Below are 23,650 nucleotides of genomic sequence, written 5' to 3' on the forward strand. Positions count from 1 at the left end.
TTCGACAAGCCAGAACCTAGGCAGGACAACGGCGTGCGCCATCACCGACGCGCCCAACCACCCACAAACACGTCACAAGACCCATATTTATGACCCAGCGGCATACCGCTTCTCGGTGCACTGTCCGCGAGCGACGTCACGCTGAGTGATCCGACGAACGGATGACGTCATGGGAGCGTCGCCCCGGCTTCGGTTCGGTCAGCCGCGACCGGCGCGTCGACGGAGCAGCAGGCCGCCGCCCAGCGCGGCCAGCACCACGACCGCGCCGACCGCCCACAGCCAGCCCGTACCTCCGTCGTCGTCGCCGGCGGCCGGGGTCGGACTCGCCGAGGCCGGCGCGGCGCCGGTCGGCGCCGCGGTGGGGGTGGGCGCGGCGGTGGTGGGCGCCGCACTCGCCGACGGCGCCTCCGCCGGGGTGCCGGTGGTCAGGGTGAACCGGATCTCGCCCTTGATCGTATGGCCGTCGTCGGAGGCGAGCTGGTAGGTCACGATGTAGAGCCCGGCCGCGCCCGGTGTGAACGGCACGCTCACCCGCTTGCCGGAGAACGTCGGCGCGCCGCCCGTGGCGGCCACGTTGTCCGGCCCGGTGACCGTCACCTTCGTCGTGGCCTCCCTCGGCGTGGCGAGGAAGCGCAGCTCGATCCGCTCCGGCGCGGTCGCCACCCGGGCGCCGTTCTTCGGATCGCTGCCGGTCAACGAGTTGTGCGCGGCGGCCGGCGCGGCCGGCGACAGCAGCGACACCCCTGCCGCCACCCCGAGCACCACCAGCCAGGCGCGTGCCGTACGGGCAACCCTGCCCCCCATGAACCCCTCCGTCCGGGTAAGATCCGGCCGCTGATCTTCGGCCGCTCAGTTGGTCGGTCTCAGCTCGCAGATAGTTCCAAATACTCTTCCACCAGCTGCAACCACGCGACGTTCTGCGGAGTCTTTCAGGTGGGCGGGTCCAGTGTGACCGGCAGCGGAAGCCAGCCATCGAACGGGGCGAGGAGGCGGCGATGGTCCGGAAGGTGAGACGGCTGCTGACCGTCGTGGCCGGGGCGGCGGTGGCACTCGCGTGCTCGCTGGCGCTCACCGGCACGACGGCGGCCCTGGCCGCGCCGAAACCGAAGCTCGCCCCGCCCGGGGTGGACATCACCGGCGACCGGCTCGACCAGCCGCTACAGCTCCGGGGTGAAACCCGGCCGGCCGAGGTCAACATGGTCATCGACCAGGTCAAGTGGCTGGGTACGACCGGGCAGCTGCGCGGCCCCGCCGCCAAGGACCTCGGTCCGAAGTACACGGTGGTGCTCCTCGTGGCCGGCACCCCGAAGAACACCTACGACCTGTTCCCGCTGGCCAAGGGCGGCCCCCGGGTCTACCGGCCGGGCAAGCAGCCCGACCTGAGCCACCCTCGGGCCGGCTGGTTCCTCGGGCGCCTCAACATGTCCGAGACGCTGCGCGCCGTCGGGGTGCCGCTGGCCCCCCAGTTCGACACGCTCTCCGGCGGCATCGGCGGCGGCGAACGGGTCCTGCCGGAGGACGCGCTCGACCCGAAGGGCAACCTCGACACCGCGCTCGCCGAGCTTCAGCGACTGCTGCTGCTCAACATCGGCGTGGTGCTGGTCATCACCGCCGGACTGGCCGGCATCTCGCTGCTGGTGCGCCGCCGCACCCGCTGAGCGCCGACTCGGACCGTCAGCACGACCACGCCCACCGCGGGACGGGGCCCGCGTGGTCAGCACCAGCGGCGCGGCGGCCGCTCCCGGCGGGTCGTGCGGTTGCCCGGGCGCACCGCGCCGTGCCGGTGGCCGCCCGCCCAACCGGCCTGGTCGCTGCGGCAGCTCTGGGACGGCACCGGCTCAACCGCGGGGTACGCCGGCTCGACGACCCGCTGTCGCGGCACCGCCGGCTCGTCGTCGGCGCGCTCGGGCGACCGCCCGACGGTGGGCTCGCCCACGTGGCTCAGACCCGTCCAGCGCGGCTGGTCGTGGCCCGGCCGGCAGGGCTCGTCCTGGGCGCAGCCGTGCTCGGCCTCCCCGTGCGCCATCCCGGTCTCCTCACCTTCGCCTCCGCCCGCCGGGCGGAACGCCCCGACGCGCCCTGACACCGTACTGGCCCGGCCCGACGAGATCGTCAGCGCGTACCGGTGGAGATCGTCCGCCGGAGGCCACGCCGCGGGCGCGGAGTGGATCCGCTGGTCAGCGCGTGTCAGGCTGGTGCGGTGAGCGAACCGGGCGGGACGGAGACGTCGGCGACGCTGCGCCGCATCGAACGGGCCGCGGGCAGCCTGGCCACCGCCAGCGTCGCCCGGATGGACGAGAGCCTGCTGTGGTTCCGGGAGCTGCCGGCCGACCAGCGCTCGTGGGTGATGGTGGTGGCCCAGGCCGGCGTGCGGTCGCTGGTGCAGTGGCTGCGTCAGGGTGGCGGCGCGACCGACCGCACCCAGGAGGTGTCGGACGAGGTCTTCGCCACCGCGCCGCAGGCGCTCGCCCGCTCGATCAGCCTCCAGCAGACCGTGGCGCTGATCAAGGTGACCATCGAGGTCGTCGAGGAACAGGTGTCGGAACTGGCCGTGCCGGGCGAGGAGCAGTCGCTGCGGGAGGCGGTGCTGCGCTTCTCCCGGGAGATCGCGTTCGCCGCCGCGCGGGTCTACGCCCGGGCCGCCGAGACCCGGGGCTCCTGGGACGCCCGGTTGCAGGCGTTGCTTGTCGACGCGCTGCTGCGTGGTGACTCCCCGGACGTGCTGGCCAGCCGGGCCGCCGCGCTGGGCTGGTCGGACGCGCCGCCGGTGGCGGTGGCGGTGGGTCGCTCCCCCGGCGGCGAGGTGGCCGCCGTGCTGCACACGGTCTACCGCCAGGCCCGCCGGATCGGCGTCGAGGTGATCGGCGGCGTGCACGGTGACCGCCTGGTCATCGTGCTGGGCGGGGCCGCCGATCCGCTGGCGGCCACCGAGAAGCTGCGTACCGCGTTCGGCGACGGCCCGGTCGTGGTCGGCCCGGCCGTGCCCAGCCTGGACGAGGCGACCGAGTCCGCGCGGGCCGCGCTCGCCGGCTTCCGGGCCGCGCCGGCCTGGCCGACCGCGCCCTGCCCGGTCGCCGCCGCCGAGCTGCTGCCCGAGCGGGCGCTGGCCGGCGACGCCGAAGCTCGCCGCCGGCTGCGCCATGACGTGTACGCGGCGCTGGCCCGCGCCGGTGGCGAGTTGCTGGAGACGCTTGACGCGTTCTTCACCGCCGGCGGCACCCTGGAGAGCGCCGCGCGGGCGCTGTTCGTGCACCCGAACACGGTGCGCTACCGGCTAAAGCGGATCTCCGAGGTGACCGGCTTCTCGCCGCTCTCGCCGCGGGACGCCTTCGCGCTCCAGATCGCGCTGACCGTCGGGCGGCTCGACCCGGTGGTACCGGCCGTCGCACCGGTCCCGAACCAGACACCGAGCCCAGCAGGCCGGAAAGCCACCCAGAGCGGTGACGACCGTCGCCGATCTTTGTAGGAATCCTCTAAAGCTTCTAGTGCGGTTTCGTGCCGTGCGTTACAGCGCGACCCGCGAGTATCCGTCAGAGTCGTAGACGTGCTCGCCGTACTCTCGCCCGGACAGGGTTCACAGAAGCCCGGGTTCCTGAACCCCTGGCTCGACGTCGCCGGTGTCGAGGCGCGCCTGCGTTGGTGGTCGGCGCTGGCCGGCGTCGACCTGATCCACCTCGGCACCCGGGCGGACGCGGACGAGATCAAGGACACCGCCCGCACCCAGCCGCTGCTGGTCGCCGCCGCGCTGCTCGCCGCCGAGCACCTGCCGATGCACGACGTCGCGCTGGTCGCCGGGCACAGCGTGGGTGAGCTGGGCGCCGCCGCCCTGGCCGGGGTGCTGCCCGCCGAGGCGGCCGTGACGCTCGCCGGCGTACGCGGCCGGGAGATGGCCGCCGCCTGCGCGCTGGAGCCGACCGGGATGGCCGCCGTGCTCGGCGGCGACCCGGACGAGGTGCTCGCCGCGCTCGAGGCGCACGGGCTGCACGCGGCCAACCGCAACGGCGCCGGCCAGATCGTGGCCGCGGGCGCGGTCGCCGGGCTGGAGAAGCTCGCCGCCGAGCCGCCGGCCCGGGCCCGGATCATCCGGCTCCAGGTGGCCGGCGCGTTCCACACGCCCTACATGGCCCCGGCCGAGTCCGCCCTGGCCGGCGTGGCCGCCGGCGTCACCGTGGCCGATCCGGCCCGCATCCTCCTGTCCAACCTCGACGGCAACCCGGTCGGGCACGGCCGGGAGACGGTCCAGCGGCTGGTCCGGCAGGTGACCGCCCCGGTCCGCTGGGACCTGTGCATGCGCGCCCTGGCCGACCTCGGCGTCACCGGCGTGGTCGAGCTGCCGCCGGCCGGCACCCTGGCCGGCCTGGTCAAGCGGGAGCTGAAGGGCGCGGGCGCGCCGGAAATCGTCACCCTGAACACGCCGGACGACCTGCCCGCCGCCCGGCGGCTCATCGCCCGGCACGGCGGCGCCGCCGTCCACCCCCCGGCGTCCCGCTTCCGGGTGGTGGTCTCCCCCGCCGCCGGTGTCTTCACGCCGGTGGCCGAGCTGGCCGAGGGCGCCGAGCTGCGCGCCGGCCAGGTCCTCGGCCACGTCACCGGCCGGCACGGACCGGTCGAGGTGACCGCGCACCACACCGGGCCGCTCACCGAGTGGCTCGCGCACCACGCCGACCCGGTCGCCCCGGGCCAGCCCCTCGTCCGCATCGGAGGATCGCACTAGATGGTCGGCAGCCGGATCGCCGCGATGGGGCACTACCAGCCCTCCCGCGTGGTCACCAATGACGAGCTCGCGCAGATGGTCGACACCAACGACGAGTGGATCCGGGACCGGGTCGGCATCGTCACCCGGCGGATCGCCGGCGACGAGACGGTGGCCGACATGGCCATCGCCGCGGCCGGCAAGGCGCTGGCCAACTCGGGTCTCACCGCCGCCGACATCGACCTCGTCGTGGTGGCGACCTGCACGTCCGTGGACCGCAGCCCGAACGTGGCCTGCCGGGTCGCGGCCAAGCTGGGCATCAACGCGCCGGGGGCGTACGACATCAACACCGCGTGCTCCGGCTTCGCGTACGCGCTGGGCACGGTGGACCACGCGGTCCGGGCCGGCGCGGCGCGCAACGCGATCGTCATCGGCGCGGAGAAGCTCTCCGACTTCACCGACTGGACCGACCGGTCGACCTGCATCATCTTCGGCGACGGCGCGGGCGCGGCGGTGGTCACCGCGACCGCCGACGACGAGCCGGCCGGGATCGGGCCGGTGGTGTGGGGCTCGGCGCCGGAGAAGAGCGACGCGGTCCGGATCGAGGGCTGGCAGCCCTACATCGCGCAGGAGGGGCAGTCGGTGTTCCGGTGGGCCACCACCTCGCTGGCCCCGCTGGCCCTGCAGGCCTGCGAGCGGGCCGGGGTGGACCCGTCGGAGCTGGCCGCGTTCGTGCCGCACCAGGCCAACGGCCGGATCATCGACGGCATCGCCAAGCGGCTGAACATCCCGAACGCGATCATCGCCAAGGACATCGTCGAGTCCGGCAACACCTCGGCGGCGAGCATCCCGCTGGCCCTGTCGAAGCTGGTCGAGCGGCGGGAGGTGCCCTCGGGCGCCCCGGTGCTGCTGTTCGGCTTCGGCGGCGGCCTGACCTACGCCGGTCAGGTCGTCCGCTGTCCCTGATGACCCCCTCGGGCGCGCACGCGCTCCAGGTGCGGTGGCCGGCGTCGCCGGCCATCGAGAAACCCCCGATGAGAGGAACCAACCGCAATGACCCGTGACGAGATCACCGCCGGCCTCGCCGAGATCCTCGAAGAGGTTGCCGGGGTGAACCCGGACGACGTGGCCGAGGGGAAGTCCTTCACCGACGACCTCGACGTCGACTCCCTCTCCATGGTGGAGGTCGTGGTGGCGGCCGAGGAGAAGTTCGGCGTCAAGATCCCGGACAACGAGGTGCAGAACCTGAAGACCGTCGGGGACGCGGTCAGCTACATCGAGGCGCAGTCCTGATCATGAGTCGCCCCGACGTCGTCGTCACCGGGCTCGGCGCGACGACCCCGCTCGGCGGGGACGTCGCGTCGACCTGGGACGCCATGCTCGCCGGCCGCTCCGGGGTGAGTGCGCTCACCCAGGAGTGGGCCGCGCAACTGCCCGTCCGGATCGCCGCCCAGCTGGCGGTGGACCCGGCCGAGGTGCTCGACCGGGTGAAGCTGCGCCGGCTGGACCGCTCGCAGGCGATCGCCCTCATCGCCGCGCGGGAGGCCTGGGCGGACGCCGGGCTGGCCGACGGCGGCGCCGACCCGGAACGGCTGGCGGTAAGCGTCGGCTCGGGCATCGGCGGCGCCACCACCCTGCTCGCCCAGGACGACATCCTGGAGGCATCCGGTCCGCGGCGGGTCTCCCCGCACACGGTGCCGATGCTGATGCCGAACGGGCCGGCCGCCTGGGTCGGGTTGGAGCTGGGCGCGAAGGCCGGGGTGCACTCGGTGGCCAGCGCCTGCGCGACCGGCGCGGAGGCGATCGCGCTGGGCCTGGACATCATCCGTTCCGGCCGGGCCGACGTGGTGGTGGCCGGCGGCACCGAGGCGGTCATCCACCCGCTGCCGATCGCCGGCTTCGCCTCGATGCGGGCCATGTCGACCCGCAACGACGAGCCGGAGAAGGCCTCCCGGCCGTGGGACAAGGCCCGCGACGGCTTCGTGCTCGGTGAGGGCGCGGGCGTGGTGGTCCTGGAGCGTGCCGACCACGCCGCCGCCCGCGGCGCGCGGGTCTACGCGCGCCTGGCCGGCGCCGGGATCACCTCCGACGCGTACGACATGGTGCAGCCGCACGCCGAGGGTGAGGGCGCCATCCGGGCCATCGCCCGGGCGGTCGCCGACTCGGACGTGGCCCGTACGGACATCGTGCACGTCAACGCGCACGCCACCTCCACGCCGGTGGGCGACATGCTGGAGATCGGCGCGCTGCACCAGGCGATCGGTGACCACGTGTTGCTCACCGCCACCAAGTCGATGACCGGGCACCTGCTCGGCGCGGCCGGCGCGCTGGAGTCGATCGCCACCATCCTGGCCATCCGCGACGGCGTGGTACCGCCGACGATCAACCTGGACGACCCGGACGACGGCCTGAACCTGGACGTGGCCGCGCACAAGGCCCGGCACCTGGAGATCCCCGCCGCGCTGAACAACGCGTTCGGTTTCGGTGGCCACAACGTGGCGCTGGTGTTCACCCGCCCTTGAGTTGTAAGGAGGGGTCCCTTCTTGACACACGTGTGTCAAGAAGGGACCCCTCCTTGCATCAGCCTCGGTTGCGGGGGTGCTGGCGGGCGGTCCGCTCGTTGCCGTGCCGGTAGTTGCCGGTCCAGCGGGCCATCGTGAGCTGCGGGTCGTCGTCGACCTCGGCCAGGAACTGCGCGGCCCGGCCGCCGCGCAGCGTGCCGGCGACCCGCCCGTGATGTGTGATCACCACGGTGCCGTCGGCACGTTCGACGTAGCGGAAACCCTGCGCTGCCTCTCCCATGGGCGCTCACCCTGCCACCCGGTCACCCCGTGCCGCATCCGGTTTCGTCGCACCGGGTGTTGAGCGGGGCCCCTCCTCCACCGGAGGCGTTGACCGGGGCCCCTCCCTACGTCCGGCAGGTGGTGGCCGGCAGGCCGGGCACCGGCACCGGGGAACGCCCGGTCGGGCGGGCCTTGCCGGCGAGCACCGCGGCCAGCGCCGTCATCGACGCCCGGGTCGACGAGTACGTCGCCAGCACCGTCGGCGACTTCGCCCCGGACAGCACGTACGGGGTGTCCATGGCCACCGTCACGGCCGCGTCGGCGCGCAGGTCCTTCGCGCCGTCGCCGTACCCGACGAGGTGGACCACGGTGCCGCCGGAGGACACCACCTTCACCCCGGCGGCGGTCAGCGCCTCGGTCAGCGCGGCCCGGGTGCGGTCCCGGCCGGCGGAGGAGGTGACCCGGATCGGGCCGTTCACCGCGCCGCCGCACCGGCCGCGCAGCACGGTCACCGCGGCGGCGGCCAGGTCGGCGGCGGCCTTGCGGTGGTCGGCGGCCTCCAGCGTCGACAGCGCCGGCTGGGGGTGCCCGGCCAGCCGGAACTTCATGGTGAGCACGCGGGTGACCGCCTCGACCAGGCGGGCCCGCGGCAGCGAGCCGTCCGTCAGCGCGGCGCGCAGCCCGTCGTACGCCTGGCCCACGTTCGGGGTCATCAGGATGAGGTCGTTGCCGGCGTTGAGCGCGCGGACCGCCGCCTCGCCCGGCGACCACTTCTTCGCCGGCGCCATGTTCATCCCGTCGGTGATCACCACGCCCTGGAAGCCGAGCTGGCCGCGGAGCACGTCGGTGAGCAGCTTGCGGGAGAACGTGGCCGGGGTGCCCGGGTCGACCGCCTTGACGTCCAGGTGGGCGGACATCACGGCCATCGCTCCGGCGTCGATCCCGGCGCGGAAGGGCGGGAACGCGGTGCGGTCCAGCACGGCCCGGGACTGCCCGACCACCGGCAGGTCGGTGTGCGAGTCGGCGGCGGTCAGGCCGTGCCCGGGGAAGTGCTTGACCGCCGCGCCCACGCCCTCGGCCTGAAGCCCGCGTACCGCGCCGGCGACCTGGGGGGACGCGGCCGCCGGGGTGGCGCCGAAGGAACGTGAGCCGATCACCGTGCTGCGGGTGGCCAGCACGTCGGCGACCGGGGCGAAGTCCAGGTTGATCCCCATCGCGGCCAGTTCGGCCCCGGCGGCCCGCCAGGCGGCCTCGGTCAGCGCCGGGTTGCCGGCCGCGCCGGCGGCGAGTGGGCTGGGCAGCTGGGTCACCCCGTCGGTGACCCGGGTGACCACGCCGTACTCCTGGTCGGTGCCGACCAGGAAGGGCGCGGCGCCGGTGGGGAGCTTGCCGGCGGCGGCCCGCAGCCCGTCGGTCAGCGCCCGGACCTGCTTGGGACTGTCGACGTTCGTGGTCTCCTGGTTGCCCGAGGTCGGGTCGTCGGCGCTGAAGCCGACCAGGATCAGCCCGCCGAGGCGGTACTTCGCCACCATCTCGGCGGGTGTGTCGACGCCGGCCAGGGCCCGGTTGCCGGCGGCCGAGCCGGCGGAGACCTCGGTGGCCGAGCTGCCGTACGCGTACGGCATCAGCACCTGCCCGACCAGGTCCTCGTCGGAGAGCGTGGCGACCAGCGCGGCGGCCCGGGCGGCGGGGTCGGCGGCCTCGGACGCCGGCGTGGCCGACGAGGGCGCGGGGGCCGCCGGGGTCGACGGAGCCGGGCGGGGTCGGTCCGGCCCGTCCGAGCACCCGGAGACGAGCAGCGCGGTCAGTGCGGCGAGCGCGACGGCGGAACGCCGCGGGGAAATCGACACGGGCCCCACCGTATCGGGGCAACTTGCCCGCCGTCACCCCACCCGGGTGAGCAGCGTCACCGGGGCGCCGTCGCCGGCGTACCGGTAGGGCTCCAACTCGGCGTCCCAGGCGGTGCCGAGCGCCTTGTCCAGCGCGTGCGCGAGCGCCTCCGGGGCGCGCGCGGCGGCCATCAGGCTGCGCAGCCGGTCCTCGCCGAGCTGGATGTCGCCGGCCGCGCCGACGGTGGCCCGGAACAGGCCCCGGCCCGGGACGTACATGAAGCGCTCACCGTCGACGCCGGGACTGGGCTCCTCGGTCACCTCGAAACGGATCATGGGCCACTGCCGGAGGGCAGCAGCCAGCTCGGCACCCGTCCCCGGGATGCCGGTCCAGCCGCACTCGGCGCGGCGGGCGCCGTGGTCGACGGGCTGCGCCGTCCAGTGCAGGTTGACCGGCGCGGCGAGGACGCGCGCGATCGCCCACTCGACGTGCGAGCACACGGCGAGCGGGGTCGAGTGGACGTATACGACGCCACGCGTTGGCACGGTGACCTCCCGGTGAGCCGAGGTGCGTCTTCCCCTACGACCTCGTCACCCGAGTGGCCTCTGGCACACATGATGACCGCTGTGACAGGTGGTGCGCCAGCGAATCGGAAAATTCGGCGGGGCCGGACGGTCGGAAATACCCGGGTGGCCGACCCGGTTGTGTCCCCCGTGACGACGCGACGACCAGTCAGGTGTCGCGGTCGTGTACAGTTCTCTGGGCGGTTCTGTGCCGCCGCACGTCTTCGCGGGCCGGCACCCACTCGGGCGTCACCCGCATCAGCCCCCGGACGTTTCCCGTCCCCACCGTACGTCTGCAAGGAGTACCTCCGTGGCGAGCAACACCTCTAAGACCGCGCGCGCGTCAGTCCGGGCCGGCCAGGCTGGCCAGGGTGGCGCCCTCAGCGTGCTGGGCGAGTTCAAGTACCTGATCCCGCTCAACGGCGGCAAGCACGCCTACGTGCGCAACCTGACCAACGGCAAGACCGCGCACCTGCGCACCGACTCCGACGCCTTCGTCGAGGAGATCCGGGTGCTGGCCGCCGCCGGCCACGCCGCCAAGATCCGCGCCGAGATCAACGGCCTGGCCGCTTCCCACCCGGACCACGGCTGGGACGCGACCGAGAAGCGTCTCGTCGAGGCCGGCGTCTTCGAGGGCTGAGCGCCCTCACCCGCACCACCACGACCGCCCGTCGGGGATCATCCCGGCGGGCGGTCGCGCGTCTCCTCCTCCGCCAGCAACGTGACCTCGCCGGTGGCCAGCTCGTAGAGCGCGCCCACCACGGCCAGCTCGCCGGCCGCCGGCGAGGCGGCGAGCAGGTCGTCGGCGCGCAACGCGGCCACCGTCCGCCGCACGTGCCGGCGGATCGCCAGCGGATGCGCGGCCGGGTCGTCCACACCCACCTCGACCACCGCCGGCGCGATCCGGTCCACCACGTAGGCCAGCGCCCCGCCGGGCCGCCGCCCGGTGCGCAGCGCGTCGACCGCCGAACCCACCGCGCCGCAGCGCTCGTGGCCGAGCACCATCACCAGCCGTACGCCGAGCTGCCCCACCACGTACTCGATCGAGCCGCGGACCGCCCGGTCCAGCACGTGCGCGCCGGTGCGGATGACGCAGATCGACCCGAACGTCTGGTCGAAGATCGCCTCCAGCGGCACCCGGGAGTCGATGCAGCCCAGCACCACCGCGTACGGCTGCTGGTCGCCGGAGGCCACCGCCGCGGCGGCGCTGACGTCGTGCCCGTGCAGCGGCTGGCCGCTGACGAAGCGGCGGTTGCCGGTGAGCAGCTCCGCCAGGGCGGCCCGAGGGCTCCGGGCGGCGGGCGTGGTCGGCATGCCCCCAGCCTGGTCACCGGGCCGACCCGGCGAGGGCGGACGGCGAATCTTCGCACCGTCCCGGTTGCCGTGGTGTCATGGCGGGTAACGCCGGTGTCACCGCCGGTTCACTCCGGTGGACCCAGCGGTCCGGGGAGGTGGACGATGCCGGAGCACCAGGAACTGCGGCTTGCCGATGACGTACGCCTGCACGTCACGGCGAGCGGGCCGGTCGACGCCGAGGTCACCGTGGTCCTGTTGCACGGCTGGACGCTGGACGGGCGCAGCTGGCACCGACAGCTCGCCGACCTGCGGGAACGCTTCGGCGACCGGGTGCGGGTGGTCGCCTACGACGCGCGCGGCCACGGCCGGTCGAGCTGCCTCACCCGGCGCGACGCGACCCTGGCCCAGCTCGGCGACGACCTGGCCGCGGTGGTCGACGAGTTCGCCCCGTCCGGCCCGGTCGTGCTGGTCGGGCACTCGATGGGCGGCATGACGGTGATGGAGTACGCGCACCGCCACCCGGGCCGGTTCGCCGCCCGCACCGCCGGCCTGGTCTTCGTCTCGACCACCGCGGAGGGGCACACGCACACCGTCTACGGGCTCTCGCCCCGGATCGCCCGGCTGATCCGCCTCGCCGAGACCACCGGGGCCGGGGTGCTGGCCCGGTGCGGCGGCTGGCGGCCGCCGTACGCGCTGCTGCGCGCGTTGCGCCCCAGCATCCGCTGGATGCTCTTCGGTGACCGCTGCGACCCGGCGGACATCCGGCTGGTCACCTCGGCGGTGGCCCGCGCCACGCTCCGCTCGATCGGCGGGTTCCGCGCCTCGATCGGCGCCCAGCACCGGCTGGAGACGCTGGCCGCTCTCGGCGGGTTGCCGGCGGCCGCGCTGGTCGGCGACCGGGACCGGCTGACCCCGCCGCCCTGTGCCGAGTCCATCGCGGCGGCGCTGCCCACCGCGGAACTGACCGTCTGCCCGGGTGCCGGCCACATGCTGATGATGGAGCGCCCGGAGGTGGTGAGCGCCGCCGTCGCCGGGGTGTTGAGCCGGGTGCTCGCCGGCCCGGCCGCGGCGGCCGGGCAGCCGGTGGCCGCCTGACCGCCGCCCGGACCGCCCCCGCGGGCGGCGGGAAACGGGTGGGAACAGCCGGATAACGGGCAACCGGCACCGGCGTGCGCCGGTCAGCGGCATGGCCCCGACGTCCGACTTGCCGGCGGCCCGTACCCTCATTCAGCCCGTCGTGCCGTCCGACCACAGGAGCACCGCGTTGACCGACCAGACCACGCTGGACCGGGAGATCGCCGCCGAGCAGCGGCACCTCGACCGGGTGTACGCCCGGCTGGCCGAACTGCGCCGGTCGGCGGCCGACGCCGAGCGGGAGGGCTACCAGTTGGCCCGGGTCGGCACCTTCGGCGCGCTTGTCGAGCGGGACGCGATGGTCTTCCACGCCGCGCAGCGCCGGCACGCGCTGGACGCCGAACACGAGGGGCTGGTCTTCGGCCGGCTGGACCTGCGTACCGGGCAGGTGCTGCACGTGGGCCGGCTCGGCGTGCGCGCCGACGACGCCGAGACGCTCGTGGTGGACTGGCGGGCGCCGGCCGCCGCCGCGTTCTACCAGGCCACACCGGCCGAGCCGCGCGGCGTGGTGCGCCGGCGCACGATCCAGTCCACCGCCGAGAAGGTCACCCGGATCGAGGACGACCTGCTGGACCCGGAGGCCGCCCCGCCGGACATGGCCGTGGTCGGTGACGGCGCGCTGCTGGCCACGCTGTCCCGGGCCACCGGCCGGGGCATGCGCGACATCGTGGCCACCATCCAGCGGGAGCAGGACGAGGCGATCCGGTCGCCCGGCAGCGGCGTCACGATCGTCTCCGGCGGGCCCGGCACCGGCAAGACGGCGGTGGCGCTGCACCGGGCTGCGTACCTGCTCTACTCCGATCGGTCCCGCTACGCCGGCGGCGGCATCCTGGTGGTCGGGCCGTCCGGCGTGTTCGTCGAGTACATCGCGTCGGTGCTGCCCTCGCTCGGCGAGGAGACCGCCACCCTGCACTCGCTCGGTTCCCTCTTCCCGGGCCTGTCCGCGACCCGGACGGATCCGTCGGAGGTGGCGGCGGTGAAGGGTTCGCTGCGGATGCGCCGGGTGCTGGAGCGCGCGGCCCGGGACGCGGTGCCGGACTCCCCGGCGGAGCTGCGCCTGCTCTACCGCGGCGAGCTGCTGCGGCTGGACCGCCCGGCGCTGGACACGGTGCGGGACCGGACGCTGGCCCGGGGCGCGCGCCGCAACGAGGTGCGCCGGGCGGCGTTCGACGCGGTGCTCGCCGCGCTCTACGCGCAGGCCCGCACGCTGCGAGTGGGCCGGCTGCCGGAGCAGCCCGCGTTCGAGGACGAGATCATCGAGCGGCCGGAGTTCCGCGAGTTCCTCAAGGCCTGGTGGCCCCGGCTGCACCCACGCCACGTGCTGGGCTGGTTGGCGCGGCCGGAGCGGCTGCGCCGGTACGCCGGCGGGGTCCTCTCCTCGGCCGAGATCCGGCTGCTCACCGACGCGTACCGGACGCTGGACACGGACGGGCTGACCGTCGCCGACATCGCCCTGCTGGACGAGCTGGACGCGTTGCTCGGCACGCCGGTGCGGCGGGCGCGGCCGAAGCGGGACCCGTACCAGCTCGCCGGCGGCGTGCGCGAGCTGAGCACGTACGCCGATCGGCAGCGCGCCGCGCGGGCCGCCGCCCGGGAGCGTCCGGCGGACTACCGCGACTACGCCCACGTGGTGGTGGACGAGTCGCAGGACGTCTCGCCGATGCAGTGGCGGATGGTCGGGCGGCGTGGCCGGCTGGCGTCCTGGACGGTGGTCGGCGATCCGGCGCAGACCGCCTGGACCGGCGATCCGCAGGAGCTGGACCGGGCCCGGGACCAGGCGTTGGGGCAGCGTCGCCGGCATCGCTACGAGCTGACCACCAACTACCGCAACTCGGCGGAGATCTTCGCCGTGGCGGCGGCGGAGATCCGCCGGCTGTACCCGGATCTGGCGCTGCCGGACGCGGTGCGGTCCACCGGCGTGCCGCCGGTCCAGCGCACCGTGGCCGCGGCCGAGCTGCCCGCGGCCACGGTCGAGGCGGCCCGGGCGCTGCTGGCCGAGGTGGAGGGCACGGTCGGCGTGATCACGCCGGTGCCGCGCCGGGACGAGGTGGCCGGCTGGCTGGGCGGGATCGGCGCCGGCCGGCTCCAGGTGGTGAACAGCCTGCAGGCCAAGGGCATGGAGTACGACGGCGTGGTGCTGGTCGCGCCGGGCGAGATCCGGGCCGATCCCGGCTCCGGGGTCCGGACGCTCTACGTGGCGCTCTCCCGGGCCACCCAGCGCCTGACCACGCTCGACCCGGTGGCGTGACCAGACGCTCACTTGCACACATAGCGATGTGAGCATAGATTGGTTCCGGCCGAGGCACGGGGCGGAGGGTGTGTGCGTGGGCGCAGGTCATGACCACAGCGGGGCGGTGGCCAACGCGGCACACCGCCACCGGGGGCGGCTCTGGGCCGCCTTCGCGCTGCTCACCGTGCTGATGCTGGTCGAGGCGGTGGCCGCCTTCACGACCGGCTCGCTCGCCCTGCTCTCCGACGCCGGGCACATGTTCACCGACGTGCTCGGCATCGGCATGGCGCTCGCGGCGATCAGCGCCACCCGGCGTGCCCGCACCGACCCGCAGCGCACGTTCGGGCTCTACCGGCTCGAGGTGCTCGCGGCGCTGGCCAACGCGGTGCTGCTCGGCGCCGTCGCGATCTACGTCCTGATCGAGGCGGTACGCCGGTTCGGCGAGCCGCCGGAGGTGCTCGCCGGGCCGATGCTCGTGGTCGCCGCGCTCGGCCTGCTCGCCAACATCGCCGCGTTCGCGCTGCTGCGAGCCGGCGCGCAGGAGAGCATCAACCTGCGCGGGGCGTACCTGGAGGTGCTCGGCGACCTGCTCGGCTCGCTGGGCGTGATCGGCGCCGCGCTGGTCATCGCCGGCACCGACTGGTGGTGGGCCGACCCGCTGGTCGCCGTGGCGATCGGCCTGTTCATCCTGCCGCGCACCTGGCGGCTCGGTCGGGCCGCGGTGCGCATCCTGGTGCAGGCCGCGCCGGAGCACCTCCAGGTGACCGCGGTGCACGACCGGCTGGCCGCCGTGCCAGGCGTGGCCGAGGTGCACGACCTGCACGTCTGGACGCTCACCTCGGGCATGGACGTGGCCTCGGCGCACCTGGCCGTCGACGCGGGCGCCGAGGTCGCCACCGTGCTGGCCGCCGCCCGGGCCGCCCTGCACGAGGACTTCTCGATCGACCACGCCACGTTGCAGATCGAACCCGGAGCGTCAGCCGGGGCCTGCGGCCCGAGCGAGTGGTAATTAGGACAGACTTAAATCAGTGTGGTTATTGTTGGCATATGCCGGTTTTGCCCGGTAACTGGCTCCGGTCGGCGGAGCCGGCTCCGGGCAGCGCCGGTAGGCTCGGTCGCGGCCACACCCCGGGCGCCACTCCGGCGCCCGTGGGCGCGGCCGGCGCCTAATCGCCCGCAGGGCGAGCCGGGGAACCACGCACGTGGGGTGCATCCGCGTCAGCGGTAGGGATCTTCCGTCCCGAACCCGTCAGCTAACCCGGTCGGCGGCTGACGGAAGGACACCTGAATGCCCACAGTGGCACCTGTACGACGGACGGCCGCCCGGTTGGCGGCCCTGCTCGTCGCGACGCTGGCCCTCGGCGTCGCGACCGTGCCGGCCTCCCCCGCCTCGGCGGCGCGGTCGACCTACCCGACCGGCCTGCTCGCCGCCGCACCCGGCGACGACGACGAGGGCGGCACCCCGACGCTGCGCGAGCAGCTCGACGCGGCCAGCAAGGGCTGGCTGGACGCCAAGGCCGCGCTGAACCACTCGGTTACCCGGCAGAAGCAGCTCAACGACCGGCTCGGGACGATCGACGTGGAGCTGGCCGAGCGCGACGCCAAGGTCGGCGAGATCGCCCAGGTGGCGTACCGCACCGGCCGGATGGGCACCGCCGCCGCGCTGCTCGCCAGCCGTAGCCCGGAAGGCTTCATGGACCGGGCCGCGGCCCTGGAGACGGTCGCCGCGCACGAGGACCGGACGCTGCGCGACCTGATCACGACCCGGGACGAGGCGATCCGCACCCGCGCCGCGCTCGACGGCGAGATCCGCGAACAGCGCAAGCAGGTCACGCTGATGGCCAAGCGCAAGGACCAGGCCGAGCGGGCACTGGAGGTCGCCAACCGGCGGCCGGCCGCCGACAGCGGCAGCAGCCGCAGCAGCGACGGCGGCGGCAGCCCTGGGGGCACGTCCACGGCGAACGCGAAGCCGGCCAAGCGCAACTCCGACGGCTCGTGGCCGGCGGAGTCGTGCAGCGTCAACGACCCGACGCCGGCCAGCGGCTGCATCACCCCGCGCACCCTGCACGCGTTGCAACAGGCCAAGGCGGCCGGCTTCACCCGGTACGTCTCGTGCCACCGCCCCAGCGGCTCGGGCGAGCACCCGAAGGGGCGGGCCTGCGACTTCGCGGCGCAGAAGGACGGCTTCGGCGGCGTCGCCAGCGGCGGCGACAAGACGTACGGCAACAACCTGTCGGCCTACCTCATCCGCAACGCCGACCCGCTCGCCGTGCTCTACGTGATCTGGTTCAAGCGGATCTGGCTGCCCAGCAGCGGCTGGAAGTCGTACAGCGGCGGCAACGGCGACCCGTCCAGCGACCACACCAACCACGTGCACCTGTCGGTCTACTGAGTCCCTACGCCCCACGACGTACGCCGGATGTCGTCGCGCGGCCCACGACCCGGGCCGCGCGACGGCCGACGATCGGGGCATGAGACGACTCTCCCCCGCCGGCCGCAAGGCGCTGCTCACCGCGCACCTGACCACCTCGCTGGGCTGGCTCGGCACCGACCTGACGCTGCTCGCGCTCGGCGTGGCCGGGCTGCGCGGGGCCAACCCCGAGGTGGTCTACCCGGCGGCGGCGCTGCTGGTCACCTGGCTGTTCGCGCCGCTGAGCGTGGCGGTCTGGCTGGTCGGGACCGTGAGCGCGCTGCTCACCCCGTGGGGCCTGCTGCGCTGGCGCTGGGTGCTGGTGAAGTTCGCGCTCACCACCGTCATGCTCGGTCTGGTGCTGCTCCTGCTCACCCCCCGGATCCGGCACCTCGGCGCGCTCGCCGGGGCCGCCGACGCGCACCTGCGGGTCGACCTGGTGGTGCCGCCGGCCGTCTCCACCACGCTCCTGCTGATCGCCACCGTGCTGTCCACGTACAAGCCGTGGGGGCGAATGCGGCGGGGCCGGCCCGGCTGACCCGCCGAGTCAGGCCGGCCGACCCTCCAGGGTCGCGCCGAGGCGGGCGGCGAGGCCCAGGTGGGCCGCCCGGGCCTGGCGGAACGCGTAGCCGAACAGCGGCGCCGGCGCGGTGAGGGTGATCTCCACGTCGATCCGCACCACGCCGTCGGGCTCGTCGCGCAGCCGGGTGTGGTTGCGCACCGTCGTCGCCGGCTGCTGCCGGGCGACGGTGACCACCTCGTCCTCGTTGGCGATCAGCACGTCCGCCTGGTAGGTCACCGGGAAGTGCAGCGGACCGAGCTCCAGCCGATCGGTGATCGCGTAGCTGGCCAGCGCGCCCGGCCGGGGCGGCAGCCGGCGGACCCGCACGATCAACGGATGCAGCTCGCCCTGCCGGCTCAGGTCGCCGAGCAGGGCTACCGCGTCCGCCCGGCGACACCGGGCCTGCACGGTGTAGCTGAAGCTGTCGCTGCTCTGCAAACCGGTCCCCCTCGCCGTCGTGGGTCCGGACGATCGTCCCGTACCGGGGCCGGGCTGGCAACGGGTCGAAGGTCCCCCGGTCGGCGAGGCCGAGGTGGCGCTCAGGCGCCGGTCTCCACGCTCGGCGGCGGTCGCGCGCCTCAGGCGCCCGGGAGCACCTCGGGGATGTCGTCGGCGAACCAGGGCTCGGGCGCGCCGAAGAGGCCGAGCAGGCCGGTCACCCAGAGCTGCCGGTGCACGAACCGGCTCGGCTCGGTGACCACGAGCTTGACGCCGCTGACCTCACAGGTCTGGAAGCCGGCCACCATGGCGCTGATGCCGACCGAGTCGATGAACGTGACGAGCCGCATGTTCAGCTCGATCCGGGCGGGGCGTCCCTTGGCGAGCACCTCGGCGATTGCTTCCCGGACCTCGTACGCGGTGTCGACGTCGATCTCCCCTCGGGGAGCGATCTGCACGACACCACCCGGACGCAACGACTTCACGATCGACAGGCTCACGCGAGCACCTCCACTCGCCCCAACGGGCGCCTCATCAGTACGCGGGCCGCGACCGAGAGTATTCCTCCAACGGCCCCGGTCGCCACCCCCCGGGATGAGCAATTCGCGGACTGGGCACACCTGGGCGAGCCCAATCCAGACCTCCGGGTTCCGATTTCCCCTTCGACGCGGACCGCGACCAGCCGAACGACCGAGCCGGGCCGACCGATCCGCCGACCCAGGGTAGCGGGCCCGCGCACGCCACTGGGAACACCCACCCTTCGGCGCGTTCGGGTGATTTGTCGGTTCCTACCCTGATCACCCCGGGCGAGGGTGGGGTTTGGGACGAGGGTGGGTGGGGCACTGCCCACCAGGAGTGAACCGTGACGCGCCGGATGAACACCGGAGTCCGAAGTGGCCGCCGGGCTTCGGCACCCGAGGAGGTAGAACGATGTTCGGATCCAGCCTGATGGACCGCCGCAGCAAGCCCGAGCGGGTCGCGGACCAGGCGTGGCAGCAGCTGCTCTCCGCGGTCGGCTCCGCCGGTGACAGCGTGCGCGACGTCACCCGTACGGCCCGCCGCAGCTCCTCCGGGCTGGCCGACGACGCCACCGACCTGGTCGGCTCCGCCGCCGACGAGGCGCGCCGACGGGCCGGCCTCGCCTTCGACGCGCTCGCCGGTCGCCGCCCCGCGCTGCCCTGGACGCTGCTGATCGCGGCGGCCCTGGCCGGCGCCGCCATCGGCTGGGCCGCCGGCACCGCCGCCCGCGCCGCCGGCAGCCGGGAGCGCAGCGCCGACGAGATCGAGTTCGTGGACGTCGACCGGCCGAACTCGCCGGCCGGCCTGGACGGCTGACCCCACACACCTCGCACGACGAGCGGTGGGCGGGGGGGCGCCCCCCCCCCCCCCCCGGGGGGGGCGCGGCCCCCCGCCCCGCCCACCGCCACGTTGCGGTTCGCCCCCGGACGCTCGCCCGGAGAGGTCGGTCGCGAGCGATATACCCCAGCGGCATGATCATGACTCAGCGGTACATCGCGCCAGACCGCACCAGTCCTCCGGGCCGACCGGTCAGCGGGCGGTGCAGGAGACGGTCGGCGCGCGGTTGCCGCCGGTCGCGGTCCCGGTGAAGCCGACCGTGGTCGACCCGCCGACGCCGAGGTTGCCGTTCCAGCCGGCGTCCGTCACCGTCACGGCCGAACCGGTCTGGGTGTACGACCCGCTCCACAGCTGGGCGATCCGCTGCCCGTCCGGGAAGGTCCAGGTCAGTGTCCACCCCGCGATCGGCGCGGTGCCCGGATTGCGCACCGTCACCTCGGCCTGGAAACCGCCCGGCCAGGTGTTCGTCACCGCGTAGGTGGCCGCGCAGCCGCGCCCGGTCGACGACGGGGTCGGCGTGGGGCTCGGCGAGGTCGGCGTGGGCGTCGGCCTCGGGCTCGGCGAGGTCGGCGTGGGCGTCGGCGTCGGGCTCGGCGAGGTCGGCGTGGGACTCGCCGAGGTCGGGGTCGGCGTCGGCGTGCCGCCGAGCCGGTCCGCCACCAGGATGCCCCGGCCGTTGGTGCCCAGGTAGACCCGGCCGTAGACGCGCGGGTCACCGGTGAGCGCCTCGCCCGCGTTGCCGTACTGGTGCGTGTCGTCGTTGATCCGCACCCAGGTCGTGCCGGCGTCGTCGGAGCGGTACACGCCGGCCGTGCCGTCGACCGTGCCGACGGTGAACAACGCCGGATACGTCCTCCCGGGCGCCGCCTTGCCGAAGCCGACGTTCACCGCCGACGACACGCCGGTCACCTTCGTGAAGCTCGTGCCGGAGTTGGTGGAGTGCCAGAGGCCACCCTCGCCGGCCAGCCAGACGTCACCCTCGACGCCGGGTAGCGCCTTGAACTTGACGCCGGTGGTGGGCAGGCCGGTCGCCGCGGTGGCGGTGAACGCCGCCCCGCCGTTGGTGCTGACGTAGAACTTCCCGGCGCTGACGCCGTAGAACCTGTTCGGGTTGACCCGGTCGGACTCGACCGTGGCGTTGGCCGGGATGCCGGTGGCGGCGGTCCACGAGTTGCCGAAGCCGACCGAGCGGACGACCTGCTGCCCGGCGTCACCGGGCGACCAGACGAACTGGCTGCCGTCGGCGGACGCGGCCACCGTGCCGCCGTTGTTGATCCCGCCGGGTTCGGTGCCCTGGAACCAGTTCGCGCCGCCGTCGGTGGAGAAGGCCACGTGGCTGTCGTTGGGCCGGTCGGAGTCGGTGAAGTTACCGGCCCGGACCATCACCGCCGGCTTGGTCTCCGCGTAGTCGAGGCTGGTGGTGCTGGTGAAGACCGGCTGGGTGAACATCATCGGCGGCACCGCGCCGAGGTCGGTGTGGCGGAAGCCGCCGATGTCGCCGAGCCCACTGACCAGCGGTGCGCCCGACGGCGGGCTGATCAGGTCGAGCACGGCGGTCTCCTCCAGCCCCTTCACCATCGGCGTGATGGTGAAGGTGCCACCGGTGTCCCACTTCGTCAGGCCGGTGGTGCCGTAGATCGTCGCGCCGGTGCCGTACATCATCCGGTCGCTGTTGAACGGGTCGATCTCCAGCGACTCGTTCATCCAGCCCAGCTTCGGGGTCTCCTCCGGCGGTGCCGGGTTGGCGCCGAACGTCAGCCACGGCACCGAGCTGACGTCCATGGCGTACTTCTTGCTCCGGTTCGGATAGCTGGTGAAGTCCCAGATCCGGGTCCAGGTCGCGCCCCCGTCGGTGCTGCGCCAGAAGATCGCGTCCGGCCACCAGGAGATCTGGGTGGCGACCATGAGCGTGTTCGGGTGCTGGCGGTCGATGGTCAGGCCGGAGTAGCCGAAGTAGGCGTCCCCACTGGACGACGGGACCGGGCTGATCTGCGTCCAGGCGCCGGTCGCCCGGTTGAACTTCCACACGTCGCCCTTGCCGCCGTCGTACGGGCCGCCGGTGTCGCTGGTGGCGATGTAGAGGAAGCCGCCGACCGGGTCCACCACGCCCTTGTGCGCCAGGTAGCCGGTCGGCTGGCCGGGGATCCGCTCCCAGGTCGCGCCGGCGTCGGTGCTGCGGTAGACCGGGTTCTGCTTGTCCGCCACGCCGACGTAGATCGTCTTCGTGGCGGCGCCGGCCGTACCGGTGCTCTTGTCGAAGCTCACCCAGGTCAGACCCTGGTTCTGGCTCTGGTAGCCGGTGCTGTCGTTCGGGTCGGCCCGATAGTTGCCCACGTTCGGGAAGTTGGCGACCTTGGCCCAGGTGACCCCGTAGTCGGTGCTGCGCCACAGGCCGTTGCCGCCCTCGGCGCCGTAGTAGAGGACGCTGTTGCGGTTCGGGTCGACCGCCAGCCGCTCCCCCATGCCCCGGCCGGGCATGTTGCCGCCGTTCTTGAACGGCAGCTCGGTGGCCTGCCAGGTGGCGCCCTTGTCGGTCGAGCGCAGGATCGCCCCGTGGTTCGGATCCCAGTCGTTGGTGTACATGCCGGCCGCCGCGTACACCCGGTTGGTCTGCACCGGGTCGGTGGCGAGGCTGACCACCCCGTTCCAGCCCCACCGGTCCGCGCCGACCCAGTCCAGCAGCGGCGTCCACGACCCGGTGGCCTGCTCCCAGCGGTACGCCCCGCCGATGTCGGTCCGCGCGTAGATCAGGTTCTTCTCGGTGGGGTTGAAGACGATGCCGGGCACGAAGCCGCCGCCGTCGATCCGGACGTTCTTCCAGGTGTACGGCTCCGCGGCCGCGGCGACGGCCGGAGCCACGCCGGTGGTGACGAGCGGCACGACGACGGCCGCCGCCGTGGCGGCCAACGCGACGGCGGCCAGACCGGCGAGACTTCTGCGCATGGGGGCGGGTCCTCTCGGTTGCCCAGGTGGGGGAACGGGAGCAGGGGGTGGTGCGTCGTCGGGGAGCGGCCCAGGCTCCCCGTCGGCATGCTGGCTCCCGCAGCCGAGGGACCCTCAGCGTACGCCGACCGGCCGGCTCATGGAAGCGCTCCCACGTCATCCGTTCCGGGTGAGGACGGTTCACCCCGCCGGCGCGCAGGATCGGGCTTGCGCGACCGCGCCGCCGACCGACCGGGAGGAGAAGCCGGATGGCCACCGAGACGACCACGCGTACCGACCGGGAGATCCGGTCCGCCGTGCGCGACGAGCTGACCCGGGCGGGCCTCGACGAGGTCGGCGTGACCGTCACCGACGGCGTGGTGACGCTGACCGGCCAGGTGGACGGCTACGCCGGGAAGTGGGCCGCCGAGCAGGCGGCGCACCGGGTCGCCCGGGTGCGCGCGGTCGCCGACGACCTCGCCGTCCGGATCGCCGCCGCGCCCGGGCGGGACGACCCGGCGCTCGCCGTCGCGGCCGTGCGGGCCCTGGAGTGGGACGCGTTCGTCCCGGTCGGGGCGCTGCACGTGACGGTCGCCGACGGCTGGGTCACACTGCACGGCGAGGTCGAGTGGGAGTACCAGCGGCGGGCCGCCGAGCGCTCCGTCGCCCAACTCGCCGGCGTGTGCGGGCTGCGCAACGGGATCGCGGTACGGGCGGGGTGAGCCCACGAACCACCCGGCCCGGGTGAGCCGGGCTCACCCGGGCGCGGGCCAGGATGGGCGGCATGAGTGATCCGAACGGGCTGAGCACGCCGGGGCAGGCCGCGGCCGGGTTCACCCTGCCGGCGTCGCCGGACGGACGGGAGGCGGACGCCCGATGACCACCCCGTTGCAGGTCACCACCGCCCGGCTGCGGGTCCCGGTCACCGACCGGGACCACGTGCGCGGGCCGGCCGACGCCCCGGTCACCGTCGTCGAGTACGGCGACTTCCAGTGCCGGTTCTGCGGCGCCGCCTACCCGAACCTGGCCGAGGTGCTGCGCCAGCGGGCCGACGTGGTGCGGCTGGCGTACCGCCACTTCCCGATCACCAACGTCCACCCGTACGCGGAGAGCGCGGCGGAGGCCGCCGAGGCGGCCGGCGCGCGGGGCCGGTTCTGGGAGATGCACGACTGGCTCTACGAGCACCAGGACCAGCTCGACCCGGTGCACCTGTCGCTCGGCGTGGAGCAGGTCGGACTGCCGCCCGACGAGGTCGACGCCGAGGTGGGGCGGCAGGCCCACGCCGACCGGGTCCGGCAGGACTTCGTGGGCGGGATCCGCAGCGGGGTCACCGGCACCCCGACGCTGTTCGTCAACGACATCCGCCACGACGGCGGCTACGACCTCGCCGAGCTGCTGGCCATGGTGGACGCCGCCGCCGGCGACTGACCCGC

General features: G+C 74.2%; 23 protein-coding genes, 1 pseudogene and 1 riboswitch. Of the genes and pseudogenes, 15 read left to right on the top strand and 9 right to left on the bottom strand.

All coding sequences use genetic code 11. The annotated features are described in order from the left end of the window. Window positions 1-198: 198 nt before the first annotated feature. Window positions 199-804 (bottom strand): copper resistance CopC family protein, encoded by a 606-nt coding sequence (locus ACGFI2_RS27995; RefSeq protein ID WP_393522412.1) that lies wholly within the window; start codon window positions 802-804, stop codon window positions 199-201. 191 nt (window positions 805-995) lie between these two features. Here ACGFI2_RS27995 and ACGFI2_RS28000 point away from each other — a divergent pair, with 191 nt between their 5' ends. After that, a complete protein-coding gene (locus ACGFI2_RS28000) occupies window positions 996-1,658 on the top strand; it encodes a hypothetical protein (protein ID WP_393522415.1) in 663 nt (220 codons plus the stop codon). A gap of 56 nt (window positions 1,659-1,714) precedes the next feature. On the opposite strand, the gene ACGFI2_RS28005 is transcribed toward ACGFI2_RS28000, so the two are convergent. Then, window positions 1,715-2,026 (bottom strand): hypothetical protein, encoded by a 312-nt coding sequence (locus ACGFI2_RS28005; RefSeq protein WP_393522418.1) that lies wholly within the window; start codon window positions 2,024-2,026, stop codon window positions 1,715-1,717. Window positions 2,027-2,164: 138 nt separating this feature from the next. Between ACGFI2_RS28005 and ACGFI2_RS28010 the strand changes: the two genes are divergently transcribed. From ACGFI2_RS28010 to fabF, 5 genes are all read left to right on the top strand, one after another. After that, complete coding sequence (locus tag ACGFI2_RS28010) at window positions 2,165-3,466, top strand: PucR family transcriptional regulator (protein WP_393522421.1); 1,302 nt, start codon at window positions 2,165-2,167, stop codon at window positions 3,464-3,466. Between the two features lie 78 nt (window positions 3,467-3,544). Further along, window positions 3,545-4,714 carry an acyltransferase domain-containing protein gene (locus ACGFI2_RS28015; RefSeq protein ID WP_393522424.1) on the top strand — a complete coding sequence of 390 codons (1,170 nt, stop codon included), beginning with the start codon at window positions 3,545-3,547 and terminating at the stop codon, window positions 4,712-4,714. Further along, window positions 4,715-5,659: a beta-ketoacyl-ACP synthase III gene (locus ACGFI2_RS28020; protein ID WP_393522427.1), complete on the top strand. Its 945-nt coding sequence runs from the start codon at window positions 4,715-4,717 to the stop codon at window positions 5,657-5,659. 87 nt (window positions 5,660-5,746) lie between these two features. Beyond that, the gene (locus ACGFI2_RS28025) at window positions 5,747-5,986 is read left to right on the top strand and encodes an acyl carrier protein (RefSeq protein WP_007072348.1); all 240 of its coding nucleotides are present in this window, start codon (window positions 5,747-5,749) and stop codon (window positions 5,984-5,986) included. Window positions 5,987-5,988: 2 nt separating this feature from the next. Next, complete coding sequence (fabF, locus tag ACGFI2_RS28030) at window positions 5,989-7,215, top strand: beta-ketoacyl-ACP synthase II (protein WP_393522430.1); 1,227 nt, start codon at window positions 5,989-5,991, stop codon at window positions 7,213-7,215. A gap of 58 nt (window positions 7,216-7,273) precedes the next feature. On the opposite strand, the gene ACGFI2_RS28035 is transcribed toward fabF, so the two are convergent. The 3 genes from ACGFI2_RS28035 to ACGFI2_RS28045 form a co-directional block, all read right to left on the bottom strand. Beyond that, window positions 7,274-7,495 (bottom strand): hypothetical protein, encoded by a 222-nt coding sequence (locus tag ACGFI2_RS28035; protein WP_393522433.1) that lies wholly within the window; start codon window positions 7,493-7,495, stop codon window positions 7,274-7,276. Window positions 7,496-7,601: 106 nt separating this feature from the next. Then, window positions 7,602-9,335 (bottom strand): glycoside hydrolase family 3 protein, encoded by a 1,734-nt coding sequence (locus ACGFI2_RS28040; protein ID WP_393522435.1) that lies wholly within the window; start codon window positions 9,333-9,335, stop codon window positions 7,602-7,604. Window positions 9,336-9,359: 24 nt separating this feature from the next. After that, window positions 9,360-9,851: a DUF3145 domain-containing protein gene (locus ACGFI2_RS28045; RefSeq protein WP_393522438.1), complete on the bottom strand. Its 492-nt coding sequence runs from the start codon at window positions 9,849-9,851 to the stop codon at window positions 9,360-9,362. 328 nt (window positions 9,852-10,179) lie between these two features. On the opposite strand from ACGFI2_RS28045, the gene ACGFI2_RS28050 reads away from it, so the two are divergent. Then, window positions 10,180-10,509, top strand: a complete 330-nt coding sequence (locus tag ACGFI2_RS28050; protein ID WP_393522441.1) for a hypothetical protein — start codon at window positions 10,180-10,182, stop codon at window positions 10,507-10,509. A gap of 38 nt (window positions 10,510-10,547) precedes the next feature. Here the strand turns inward: ACGFI2_RS28050 and ACGFI2_RS28055 are convergent, their stop codons facing one another. Further along, entirely contained in the window at window positions 10,548-11,183 is a 636-nt protein-coding gene (locus ACGFI2_RS28055) for a carbonic anhydrase (protein ID WP_393522443.1), read from the bottom strand. Between the two features lie 144 nt (window positions 11,184-11,327). On the opposite strand from ACGFI2_RS28055, the gene ACGFI2_RS28060 reads away from it, so the two are divergent. The 5 genes from ACGFI2_RS28060 to ACGFI2_RS28080 all read left to right on the top strand — a co-directional run bounded on the left by ACGFI2_RS28060 (window position 11,328) and on the right by ACGFI2_RS28080 (window position 17,477). After that, complete coding sequence (locus ACGFI2_RS28060) at window positions 11,328-12,260, top strand: alpha/beta fold hydrolase (protein WP_393522446.1); 933 nt, start codon at window positions 11,328-11,330, stop codon at window positions 12,258-12,260. Window positions 12,261-12,429: 169 nt separating this feature from the next. Beyond that, complete coding sequence (locus ACGFI2_RS28065; protein WP_393522449.1) at window positions 12,430-14,547, top strand: HelD family protein; 2,118 nt, start codon at window positions 12,430-12,432, stop codon at window positions 14,545-14,547. Between the two features lie 76 nt (window positions 14,548-14,623). Beyond that, on the top strand, window positions 14,624-15,538 hold the full coding sequence (locus ACGFI2_RS28070) for a cation diffusion facilitator family transporter (protein WP_393522451.1): 915 nt from the start codon (window positions 14,624-14,626) through the stop codon (window positions 15,536-15,538). A gap of 144 nt (window positions 15,539-15,682) precedes the next feature. Beyond that, window positions 15,683-15,813, top strand: a riboswitch (cyclic di-AMP (ydaO/yuaA leader). Between the two features lie 4 nt (window positions 15,814-15,817). After that, complete coding sequence (locus tag ACGFI2_RS28075) at window positions 15,818-16,921, top strand: coiled-coil domain-containing protein (RefSeq protein WP_393522454.1); 1,104 nt, start codon at window positions 15,818-15,820, stop codon at window positions 16,919-16,921. Between the two features lie 79 nt (window positions 16,922-17,000). Next, the gene (locus ACGFI2_RS28080) at window positions 17,001-17,477 is read left to right on the top strand and encodes a hypothetical protein (protein WP_393522456.1); all 477 of its coding nucleotides are present in this window, start codon (window positions 17,001-17,003) and stop codon (window positions 17,475-17,477) included. A gap of 9 nt (window positions 17,478-17,486) precedes the next feature. On the opposite strand, the gene ACGFI2_RS28085 is transcribed toward ACGFI2_RS28080, so the two are convergent. After that, window positions 17,487-17,939, bottom strand: a complete 453-nt coding sequence (locus tag ACGFI2_RS28085) for an SRPBCC family protein (RefSeq protein ID WP_393522459.1) — start codon at window positions 17,937-17,939, stop codon at window positions 17,487-17,489. 140 nt (window positions 17,940-18,079) lie between these two features. Continuing rightward, window positions 18,080-18,439, bottom strand: a complete 360-nt coding sequence (locus tag ACGFI2_RS28090; protein ID WP_393522461.1) for an STAS domain-containing protein — start codon at window positions 18,437-18,439, stop codon at window positions 18,080-18,082. 430 nt (window positions 18,440-18,869) lie between these two features. Here ACGFI2_RS28090 and ACGFI2_RS28095 point away from each other — a divergent pair, with 430 nt between their 5' ends. After that, window positions 18,870-19,274, top strand: a complete 405-nt coding sequence (locus ACGFI2_RS28095; protein WP_393522464.1) for a hypothetical protein — start codon at window positions 18,870-18,872, stop codon at window positions 19,272-19,274. 213 nt (window positions 19,275-19,487) lie between these two features. On the opposite strand, the gene ACGFI2_RS28100 is transcribed toward ACGFI2_RS28095, so the two are convergent. After that, complete coding sequence (locus ACGFI2_RS28100) at window positions 19,488-22,238, bottom strand: cellulose binding domain-containing protein (protein ID WP_393522467.1); 2,751 nt, start codon at window positions 22,236-22,238, stop codon at window positions 19,488-19,490. Window positions 22,239-22,486: 248 nt separating this feature from the next. Between ACGFI2_RS28100 and ACGFI2_RS28105 the strand changes: the two are divergent. Then, a pseudogene (locus ACGFI2_RS28105) lies at window positions 22,487-22,930 on the top strand (BON domain-containing protein); the annotation flags it as partial. Window positions 22,931-23,093: 163 nt separating this feature from the next. Beyond that, window positions 23,094-23,645 (top strand): DsbA family protein, encoded by a 552-nt coding sequence (locus ACGFI2_RS28110; protein ID WP_393522469.1) that lies wholly within the window; start codon window positions 23,094-23,096, stop codon window positions 23,643-23,645. The last annotated feature ends 5 nt before the right edge of the window (window positions 23,646-23,650 follow it).

The sequence above is a fragment of the Micromonospora sp. NPDC049282 genome, from assembly GCF_043197045.1.
Taxonomy (GTDB): Bacteria; Actinomycetota; Actinomycetes; order Mycobacteriales; family Micromonosporaceae; genus Micromonospora.

Bases quoted from the DNA above. Each gene is read 5' to 3' on its own strand.
- ACGFI2_RS28005 (WP_393522418.1), bottom strand. From the start codon at position 2,026: ATGGCGCACGGGGAGGCCGAGCACGGCTGCGCCCAGGACGAGCCCTGC.
- ACGFI2_RS28020 (WP_393522427.1), top strand. From the start codon at position 4,715: ATGGTCGGCAGCCGGATCGCCGCGATGGGGCACTACCAGCCCTCCCGC.
- ACGFI2_RS28075 (WP_393522454.1), top strand. From the start codon at position 15,818: ATGCCCACAGTGGCACCTGTACGACGGACGGCCGCCCGGTTGGCGGCC.
- fabF (WP_393522430.1), top strand. From the start codon at position 5,989: ATGAGTCGCCCCGACGTCGTCGTCACCGGGCTCGGCGCGACGACCCCG.
- ACGFI2_RS28000 (WP_393522415.1), top strand. From the start codon at position 996: ATGGTCCGGAAGGTGAGACGGCTGCTGACCGTCGTGGCCGGGGCGGCG.
- ACGFI2_RS28055 (WP_393522443.1), bottom strand. From the start codon at position 11,183: ATGCCGACCACGCCCGCCGCCCGGAGCCCTCGGGCCGCCCTGGCGGAG.
- ACGFI2_RS28095 (WP_393522464.1), top strand. From the start codon at position 18,870: ATGTTCGGATCCAGCCTGATGGACCGCCGCAGCAAGCCCGAGCGGGTC.
- ACGFI2_RS28080 (WP_393522456.1), top strand. From the start codon at position 17,001: ATGAGACGACTCTCCCCCGCCGGCCGCAAGGCGCTGCTCACCGCGCAC.
- ACGFI2_RS28100 (WP_393522467.1), bottom strand. From the start codon at position 22,238: ATGCGCAGAAGTCTCGCCGGTCTGGCCGCCGTCGCGTTGGCCGCCACG.
- ACGFI2_RS28025 (WP_007072348.1), top strand. From the start codon at position 5,747: ATGACCCGTGACGAGATCACCGCCGGCCTCGCCGAGATCCTCGAAGAG.
- ACGFI2_RS28060 (WP_393522446.1), top strand. From the start codon at position 11,328: ATGCCGGAGCACCAGGAACTGCGGCTTGCCGATGACGTACGCCTGCAC.
- ACGFI2_RS28035 (WP_393522433.1), bottom strand. From the start codon at position 7,495: ATGGGAGAGGCAGCGCAGGGTTTCCGCTACGTCGAACGTGCCGACGGC.
- ACGFI2_RS27995 (WP_393522412.1), bottom strand. From the start codon at position 804: ATGGGGGGCAGGGTTGCCCGTACGGCACGCGCCTGGCTGGTGGTGCTC.
- ACGFI2_RS28110 (WP_393522469.1), top strand. From the start codon at position 23,094: ATGACCACCCCGTTGCAGGTCACCACCGCCCGGCTGCGGGTCCCGGTC.